The organism is Arthrobacter sp. 05T444 (assembly GCF_056395905.1).
Genome location: NZ_JBFTKK010000015.1, coordinates 92,329 through 101,069, shown reverse-complemented (window position 1 = coordinate 101,069; position 8,741 = coordinate 92,329). Strand labels below are relative to the sequence as shown.

The 8,741-nt window shown below is 65.2% G+C and carries 8 protein-coding genes and 1 pseudogene; 4 read left to right on the top strand and 5 right to left on the bottom strand.

Annotated elements, in window-relative coordinates; genetic code table 11:
• The 3 genes and pseudogenes from AC1DD3_RS15355 to AC1DD3_RS15345 form a co-directional block, all read left to right on the top strand.
• Positions 1-252: pseudogene (locus AC1DD3_RS15355) on the top strand (lipoyl synthase); the annotation flags it as partial.
• A gap of 88 nt (positions 253-340) precedes the next feature.
• Positions 341-1,090, top strand: coding sequence for a DUF4191 domain-containing protein (locus tag AC1DD3_RS15350; RefSeq protein ID WP_230117645.1), 750 nt, complete (start codon positions 341-343; stop codon positions 1,088-1,090).
• 99 nt (positions 1,091-1,189) lie between these two features.
• Positions 1,190-1,570, top strand: a complete 381-nt coding sequence (locus AC1DD3_RS15345) for a DUF3817 domain-containing protein (protein WP_230117646.1) — start codon at positions 1,190-1,192, stop codon at positions 1,568-1,570.
• A 15-nt stretch (positions 1,571-1,585) separates the two neighbouring features.
• Here the strand turns inward: AC1DD3_RS15345 and AC1DD3_RS15340 are convergent, their stop codons facing one another.
• Positions 1,586-2,023 (bottom strand): RDD family protein, encoded by a 438-nt coding sequence (locus tag AC1DD3_RS15340; protein WP_476882031.1) that lies wholly within the window; start codon positions 2,021-2,023, stop codon positions 1,586-1,588.
• A 290-nt stretch (positions 2,024-2,313) separates the two neighbouring features.
• Here AC1DD3_RS15340 and glnA point away from each other — a divergent pair, with 290 nt between their 5' ends.
• Complete coding sequence (glnA, locus tag AC1DD3_RS15335) at positions 2,314-3,738, top strand: type I glutamate--ammonia ligase (protein ID WP_230117648.1); 1,425 nt, start codon at positions 2,314-2,316, stop codon at positions 3,736-3,738.
• Between the two features lie 144 nt (positions 3,739-3,882).
• Here glnA and AC1DD3_RS15330 read toward each other — a convergent pair whose 3' ends face one another.
• From AC1DD3_RS15330 to AC1DD3_RS15315, 4 genes are all read right to left on the bottom strand, one after another.
• Complete coding sequence (locus AC1DD3_RS15330; protein WP_476882030.1) at positions 3,883-4,500, bottom strand: hypothetical protein; 618 nt, start codon at positions 4,498-4,500, stop codon at positions 3,883-3,885.
• A gap of 126 nt (positions 4,501-4,626) precedes the next feature.
• Positions 4,627-5,142: a GNAT family N-acetyltransferase gene (locus AC1DD3_RS15325; protein WP_230117650.1), complete on the bottom strand. Its 516-nt coding sequence runs from the start codon at positions 5,140-5,142 to the stop codon at positions 4,627-4,629.
• A 74-nt stretch (positions 5,143-5,216) separates the two neighbouring features.
• The gene (locus tag AC1DD3_RS15320) at positions 5,217-5,648 is read right to left on the bottom strand and encodes a VOC family protein (protein WP_230117651.1); all 432 of its coding nucleotides are present in this window, start codon (positions 5,646-5,648) and stop codon (positions 5,217-5,219) included.
• A 73-nt stretch (positions 5,649-5,721) separates the two neighbouring features.
• On the bottom strand, positions 5,722-8,733 hold the full coding sequence (locus AC1DD3_RS15315; RefSeq protein WP_230117652.1) for a bifunctional [glutamine synthetase] adenylyltransferase/[glutamine synthetase]-adenylyl-L-tyrosine phosphorylase: 3,012 nt from the start codon (positions 8,731-8,733) through the stop codon (positions 5,722-5,724).
• Between the last annotated feature and the right edge of the window lie 8 nt (positions 8,734-8,741).

Genomic DNA, 8,741 nt, shown 5'->3' with positions numbered 1-8,741 from the left:
TCCGAGCGGCACCTCCCGGTGGACCGCTGGGTCAAGCCACAGGAATTCGTGGACCTCCAGCAGGAAGCGGACGAGATCGGCTTCCTCGGCGTCATGTCCGGACCCCTCGTCCGGTCCTCCTACCGTGCCGGCCGGCTCTGGGCCACCGCCATGCGCAAGAAAGGCTGGGAAATCCCCGCCGAACTGGCACACATCGAAAGCTCCGGCAGCACCCGCCAGGAAGCCAGCTCGCTGCTCGCAGCGCACTCCTAGCACCAGCCGTCTCCCTGCGGCAAAGGGCCGGACACCGGAGCTTCCGGCGTCCGGCCCTTTGTCGTAAATCACGTAGAATTAAGGCACTATGGCGAAATCCCCTGATTCCAGTAACGACACTCCGGCTCCTGTTGCCCGCAAGCGTGCCCTCTTCGCGCGCAAGCCGAAAGAGGCGAAGGCCCAGAAGCCCAACCGGCTCAAGCAGATAAGCGAAGTCTTCAACATGACCCGCCGCCACGATCCGATGGTTCCGTGGCTCATGCTGCTGGCGTTCCTGGGCGTTGTCGCCATCAGCCTCATCATTGGCCTGGTGCTGGAAAACTGGGTTACCGGCCTGATTATCGGCATCCCGCTGGGTCTGCTCGCGGCTACCTTCATCCTGTCGCGGCGCGCCGAACGTGCGGCTTTCGCCCAGATCGAGAATCAGCCCGGTGCATCCGGCGCTGCACTCAGCACGCTGAAGCGCGGCTGGATCACCGAGGAGCAGCCCGTGGCCGTTAACCCGCGGACCCAGGACGCCGTCTTCCGCGCCATCGGCCGACCCGGCGTCGTGCTCGTCAGCGAAGGCCCGACCCACCGGGTGAAGCCACTCCTGGATGCGGAGCGCAAGAAGCTGGCCCGGATTCTGCCCAACGTCACCATCCATGTGATCGAGAGCGGCCGCGGCGAGGGCCAGGTCCCCATCAGCCAGGTCGCGAAGAAGATGAACAAACTGAACAACGAACTGACCAAGATCGAGGTCAGCGCCGTTTCAAAGCGCATCTCGTCCCTGGGCACGAGGCTCCCCATTCCCAAGGGCATCGATCCCTACAAGGCCCGCCCCCAGCGCGGCCGCTAGCATTTTCCTGATCCGCCCCGGCGGCCGGACTTCCCTCCGGCAGCCGGGGCGTTTTCATTTGTCCGAAATACCGAGATACCACGTGAGGCCGGAGAGCTTGTGAATCCACCGTCAAGAAACACCGTCATCCGCATCTTTCGGATACTGGCCGTCGCCGAGGCATTCAGCTGGGCGGCCCTGCTGACAGGCATGTACCTCAAGTGGATCGCCAAAAGCAGCGAACTGGGCGTGGAAATTGCCGGGCCGGTTCACGGCGGACTTTTTATCGCCTACGGCGTTTGCGCCCTCTTCCTGTGGCGCATGCAGCGCTGGCCATTCTTCGTAGCGCTTTTCGCCGGCTTTTCGGCCGTCTTGCCTTTCACCACGGTTCTTTTTGAACAATGGGCGGGTCGCCGAGGTTACCTTGCGACGGCCGCGAGGGCGACGGCCCAGGGCAGCCGGCTCCGGGAGCCGGCTGCAGAAGAAACCGCGGACGTCTAGCTGGCTTCGGACCGTCTACATGCGGAGGAGCACAGTCCCCATGGCCTTGTCGTGGAGGCCGCGCTGGTCCGGATCGAAGATGACCGCGGGAACCACCAGGCAAAGCAGCAAGGTACGGACAAGGGCCGCCAGCGGTCCTGCGGGCGAGCCGCCGAGCCGTACCACCTGGATTCCCAGTGCGCGGTGGCCAATGCTGTAGCCAAGGGTTCCGATCAGCAGGATCTGTTCCGCGGCAAAGACGGCCAGTGTGGCCCATGAGTTGCCGGCAAAAAAGAAGTTGCTGATCAGCAGCGCGATGGTCCAGTCAATGGTGATTGCCAGGATTCTCCGCCCGGCCCGCGCGACGGACCCCGGACCCGACTCCGGCAGCCCGAGGCGCTCCCCCGGGTACTTGGAAATGCCGGATGTGTCCGGCCCGCTGAGCCAGGAGCCAATGTCTCTTCGATCTACCACTGTCCAAGTTTACCGGGGTGTCGCCCGGCCAATAACCGCCCAGAGTGTGGATGCGGATAGACCACAGTGTGGACACCGTATAGCGTTTACATATCAGGCGGTTCTGTAACCTGCCGGAAACAAAGCGGACACGGCCGGGAAATCCCGTGTCCCTAGGGTGGTAACAGTTGCTAGCGATCTGGGAGCGGGGGCACTTTTGTGTTTTCGCGCTGTCGGACTGCGCTGGACCACGATTGCGCTGGACCACATTGGATTTCCAGCCAGTTATTAAATATGCGTAAGGAGCATAGATGTTCAAGACTGCGGACGAAGTCCTCAAGTTCATCAAGGACGAAGATATTAAATTCGTCGATATCCGCTTCACCGATCTTCCTGGCGTACAGCAGCACTTCAACGTGCCGGCCAAGAGCGTGGACGCTGATTTCTTCGTCAACGGCCAGCTCTTCGACGGATCCTCCATCCGCGGTTTCCAGGGCATTGCAGAGTCCGACATGCAGCTCATCCCGGATGTCACCACTGCGTTCCTGGACACGTTCCGCATGGAGAAGACCCTGGCGCTGAACTTCTCCATCGTGAACCCCCGCACCGGTGACCCATACCACCGCGACCCCCGTGGCGTAGCCGAGAAGGCTGAGGCCTACCTCGCGTCTACCGGCATTGCAGACACCGCGTTCTTCGCCCCCGAAGCCGAGTTCTTCGTCTTCGACAACGTCCAGTACCAGTCCTCCCCGCAGGGCAGCTTCTACAAGATCGACTCCGAAGAAGCGCACTGGAACACCGGCCGCGAAGAAGAAGGCGGAAACCTCGGCTACAAGACCCCCGTCAAGGGCGGCTACTTCCCGGTTTCCCCCACCGACAAGCAGGCCGACCTGCGCGACGCCATGTGCGTTGCCCTGGACGAAGCCGGCCTTGAGGTCGAGCGCAGCCACCACGAGGTGGGTTCCGCCGGCCAGGCTGAAATCAACTACAAGTTCACCACGCTGACCCACGCGGCTGATGACCTGCAGAAGTTCAAGTACGTCATCAAGAACACCGCCGATGCCTGGGGCAAGTCGGTCACCTTCATGCCGAAGCCCGTCTTCGGTGACAACGGCTCGGGCATGCACTGCCACCAGTCGCTGTGGAACGGCAGCGAGCCGCTCTTCTACGACGAAAAGGGCTACGCCGGCCTGTCTGACATGGCCCGCTGGTACATCGGCGGCCTGCTGAAGCACTCCTCGGCTGTCCTGGCATTCACCAACCCGACGGTCAACTCCTACCGCCGCCTGGTCAAGGGCTTCGAGGCTCCGGTCAACATGGTTTACTCGCAGGGCAACCGCTCCGCAGGTATCCGTATCCCGATCACGGGCTCCAACCCGAAGGCCAAGCGCATCGAGTTCCGCGCTCCGGACCCCTCCTCCAACCCGTACCTGGCCTTCGCTGCCCAGCTGATGGCCGGCATTGACGGCATCCGCAACCGCATCGAGCCCCCGGCTCCGATCGACAAGGACCTCTACGAGCTCCCCGCCGAGGAGGCCAAGGACATCCCCAAGGCTCCGGGCACGCTTGAAGAGGCCCTGGACGCACTGGCCGAGGACAACGAGTTCCTGCAGGCCGGCGGCGTGTTCACCCAGGACCTGATCGACACCTGGATCGAGTACAAGTACGAGAACGAGATCCGTCCGCTGTCGCTGCGCCCGAACCCCTACGAGTTCGAGCTCTACTACGGCGTCTAATCCCACCCCCGGGACATGCCGGGTGCAGTGAGCAGTGAGTCCACGGGACTCCTGGCACCGCAAGGGCGGCCATCGGTTACGAAACCGGTGGCCGCCCTTGCCGTTGCCGGCTGTACTCCCGCGGTGTGTTCGGGCCCCCGAGTATCACATTCCCCGGCAGGGCTCCTCCGCGTAAAGTCCCCAGAGTGAATCGGGTCCGGCACCCCCGAACGCCTCCTTGTCTGCGGACAGGGCGCGGCACAGGATGAGCGATTCCGCGAAACTTCGCCTGATATAAGCCTCCCAGTCTGCCCTTTCAGAGGTGAAGGCCTGCGTTCCCATCTGGTACTTCAAGTGGGCAAAGTGATCCAGTATCCGGTGGGCCGTGGCTTCAGACCTGGCGGCCAGTTGCTGTGCCTCCCGCCTGGCCGCAGGATCAGGCAGTTCCTGGCGGCGCCAAAAGTACGGCTGAAGGTCCACATTCTCCACGAAAATCTTGTCGATCTCCTGCTGCTGGGCATACAAAGACGCGGCCGTACTGCTTTCCAGTGTGCTCCTGATGCCGAAGTACTGGTACGCCGCTGCGATGAGGGTGGCAGCCACACCGGCCCCGATGAGCAGCAGCTCGACCCTTCTGTGCTTCCTGGCGCGGCTGCTTTTCACCTGCGCCCGGGCATGCTCCGTGTCCTGGCCCACCGTGCTTCGCAGGCCGCTGCCCGGTTCTTCCGGGGATGCGGCCGGGCCCTGCCTGCCTGGTTCGCCTTCCGGGTCGCCGAGTTCCATTTCCGCACTCCGTGATGGTCACACTGCCTTCCCCCCAACAAGGTTGAAGAGCGCTGCCAAGACACAGCGTAAGCACGCACTCGGGCCAGCGCAACGGCCCGACGAGACTCAAAGCCGGGTGCTGAATCAGAAGGCCGCGAACATGGTCCGCTGCGGACCGGCCTCGCCGCCCAGGTAACGGCCCCGGTCCTCGAAGCCTGCCTTCAGATAGGCGGCGAGGCCTGCACCGTTGCGCTCATTGACTGAAAGCACGACGCCGGTCTGGCCGCCCCCCAGCCTGGCCGTCAGTTTAGCGGCAGCCGCCACGGCTGCGGCAGCGGCTGACGGGCCCAGTCCCCCGCCCTGCCGTCGCCGGTCTATCAGGAATCCCCGGAGCAGCCACACGGACTCGTCGTCCGGCCACCCCGCCAGCCGCGCGGCACCGGACTGGAGTGTCAGCACGCCCACAGCCTCGCCGCCTGCTTCGATGACATAGGGACGGCGCGAGTCTTCCTCCAGGCCAACGAGCATCATCCGCAGCGGATCGCCGACAAAGTCATCCTGGCCGGGGCCCAGTTCCATCCCGGCCACTTCGCCAAGGTGGATGGAACGGGCATCTTCATCAAGGTCCCTGAGGGATATCAGCCAAACGTCGGGAAGCATAGTCCGAGCCTACCCACGAACTGACGGCAGGCGGGACGCGCGACGGAACCGCCGCCGTCGTCGGCCTGCTGCCCTTATTGCGGCGCGGCAGTCTCGCCGGAGTCGGCGGGCGGGCCCGCGGGGTCCATCCACATGACCTCCCACAGGTGGCCGTCGAGGTCCTGGAAGCTGTGGCTGTACATGAAGCCGTAGTCCTGGACCGGCTGGGACTCCTTGCCGCCGGCGGCGATTGCCTTCCGGTACATGTCATCCACGCCCTCGCGGCTGTCGACAGAGAAGGCCATGATCGCTTCGGTGCTGCCGGTCGAGTCCACGATGTCCTTGGAGGTGAAGGTCTTGAAGAAACCCTCCACGAGGAGCATGACGTAGGCGTCGTCGTTGATGATCATGCACGTGGCGTTCTCGTCGGTGAAGTCCGGGTTGAAGGAGAACCCGAGCGCCGTAAAAAACTCCACCGCTTTATCGAGATTTTTGACGGGAAGATTTACATAGATTTGGGTAGCCATGGGCCCAAGCTAGCAGTTGGCCCCCTCCGTGTCAGCCCTTGGCCGGCTCGGGCTCCCGGCGTCCTTTGGCGTCCTATTGACCGTAGAAGACCTTCTCGAAGACGCCCCTCGCGCGCCGGCTGACCCGAAGGTAGTCCTCCTCAAAGGCGGTGGCCATCCCCTCCTCATAACCGCACCAGCGGGCCACCGCTTCCAAGTCACGCCGGGACGAGGGCAAAAGGTCCGAAGCGCGGCCGGTCCAGATCACGTTGGCGGAGCGGATTCGGCTGGCAAGCCGCCAAGCCTCCGCGAGCAGCCCGGCGTCTTCGGCGTCGAGGAGTTCCAGCGAAGCCGCTACCTCCAGCGCCCTGAGCGTGGACGTGGTGCGCAGCTCGGGATGCCGGCCGGCATGCTCGAGCTGGAGCAGTTGCACCAGCCATTCGACGTCGCTGAGTCCGCCCCTGCCGAGCTTGAGGTGACGGGCAGGGTCGGCGCCACGCGGCAGCCGCTCTGATTCCACCCTGGCCTTGACCCGCCTGATCTCCCGGACGTCGGCCTCGGACAGCGCCGCCGGGTACCGGATCGGATTGATCAGCTTAAGGAAATCATCCGCGAGCTGGTCGTCCCCCGCGATGGGCCGGGCGCGCAGGAGGGCCTGGGCTTCCCAGACCAGGGACCATCTGCGGTAGTACTCGGCGTAAGAGTCCAGCGACCTCACCATCGCGCCGCTTTTGCCCTCCGGGCGCAGGTCGGCGTCGACCGCCAGTACACGTTCAGCCATGATGGCGGGTCTGAGGGGCTGCGTCAGCAGGCTCGAGAGGTGGCCCACAATCTTCGCTGCCTGCTGCTGCGCTTCATCATCCGCGGCCCCAGGCAGCGCCCGGTGCACATACATGACATCCGCGTCGGAGCCGTAGCCGATCTCCCGGCCGCCCTGTCTGCCCATGGCTACCACCAGGACCGAGGTCTTCAGGGGACCGGACGCGGACACGATGTTTTCGGCCACCCGCAGGGCCCCGAGGATGGCCGCCCTGTCCGTTTCGGCGAGGGCTTCACCCACCTGGTCCTGTGCGAGCAGCCCGGAGCTGTCGGCCACCGCGATGCGCAGTATCTCCCGGCGGCGGATCAGCCGGATGAGCCGCATGGCGCTCTCCGGCTCCGCGTGCCGGGACATTTTGGACGTGATTTCCTGCCACTGGGCCTCAAAGCTGAGCGGTGCCAGCTCCTTGTCCGTCCCCAGCCAGGCAACGGACTCCGGTGACACTTCCAGCAGGTCGGCGATGAGCCGCGAGTTGGACAGCATGTGGCAGAGCCGTTCGGCTGCCGCGGCGGAGTCCCGCAACATGCCGAGATACCAGTGAGTGGTGCCAAGGGCCTCGCTGACCCTGCGGAAGGCGAGCAGTCCGGCGTCGGGATCCACGCCTTCCGCGAGCCAGCCCAAAAGGATGGGGAGCAGCTGCCGCTGCAGGGCGGCCCGCCGGCTGACGCCCGCCGTCAGGGCCTCAATATGCCGCATGGCGCCCTGCGGATCGCGGTAGCCGAGCGCCGCGAGCCGGCCCTGTGCTGCTTCCGGGGTCAGGCGGGCATCTTCACTGCTCAACTTGGCTGCCGTGTTCAGCAGCGGGCGGTAGAAGATCCGGTCGTGAAGCTCCCGGACGGAGCGTTTGGTCTTCTGCCAGGCCGCCATGAGCGCGTCCGGGTGCGGCCGGTCGGTGGAGAACGGGCCCAGCACAGCCTTGGCGAGGGCGCGCTGCGAGGATTCCTTGACGGGCATCAGATGCGTCCGGCGGAGCTGGAACAGCTGGATGCGGTGTTCGAGCAGCCGCAGGTAGCGGTAGGCGTGGTCAAACGCGGCCGCGTCAGCCCGGCCGATATAGCCGCCCGCGGACAAGGCCGCGATTGCCGACGTCGTGTCGCGGCGCCGCAGCGTTTCATCGGCTTTGCCGTGCACGAGCTGCAGGAGCTGCACCGTGAATTCGACGTCCCTCAGCCCGCCCCTGCCGAGCTTGATCTGGCGCTGCTCCTCCGCCGCGGGAATATGCTCCGTCACCCGGCGCCGCATGGCCTGCACCGATTCGACGAACCCTTCCCGGTTCGCGGAGGTCCACACGAGGGGTGAAACTGCGTCTTCGTACCGCGTGCCCAGATCGGCGTCACCGGCGATCGTCCGGGCCTTGAGGAGCGCCTGGAATTCCCAGCTCTCGGCCCACCGCGCGTAGTAGCTCCGGTGCGAGTCAAGCGTGCGGACCAGGGGTCCCGACTTGCCCTCGGGGCGGAGGTTGGCGTCCACTTCCCACAGGCCGGGCTCGCGCGCGGGAGACGAAATGGCGCGGGAGATGCCAGCGGCCAGTGCCGTGCCGATGGTGTTGGCCCTGGCGTCATCCGGTTGCCCGGCCTCGACCACGTAGATGACATCGACGTCGGAGATGTAGTTCAGTTCGCGGGCTCCGCACTTGCCCATGCCGATCACGGCAAGGGCGACGTCGGCGACCTCCTCAGGATCGAACTGCGACGCCGCTTCAGCCCTGGCGACAGCCAGGGCCGCTTCGATGGCGGCGCCGGCCAGATCGGCAAGTTCGGCGCCCACGGCCGGCATGAAGTCGAGCGGATCAGCGGCGCAGAGGTCTTTGACTGCCAGGTCAACCACGCCCCGCCGGTATGCGGCTCGCAGGGCCTCGTAGGCCTCCGGGCCAGTGATTCCCGCGACCGGACGGGCGGCCTTCGGGTCGGCGCGCACCGACCTCAGCAAGTGGTTGCGCAATTCGGCTGGCTCCGCCTGGACCGGCTCGGGGCTCGCAGTCACATTGAAGGCATCGAGATGTTCGGGATGGCGGATGAGGAACTCACCGAGCGCCTCGCTGGCACCCAGGACGCGGTACAGCGGCTCGCTCGTGTCGGTGTCCGCCGCTGCCAGCTTCTTCAGGTCTGGGTGTTTTTCGATCAGCCGGACCAGCGACTGCAGCGCGGCGTCCGGACTCGCGGCCAGCTGCAGGCCGGCGAACAGCACGTCCTGGTCGATGCCCTCCAGTTCAGGGGCAGCGAGGAACCTCTCGCCCTTCTCCAGGTCGCTGAAGCCGGCCGAAATGAGGCGGCGGGCCAGGCTCACCGCGCAGT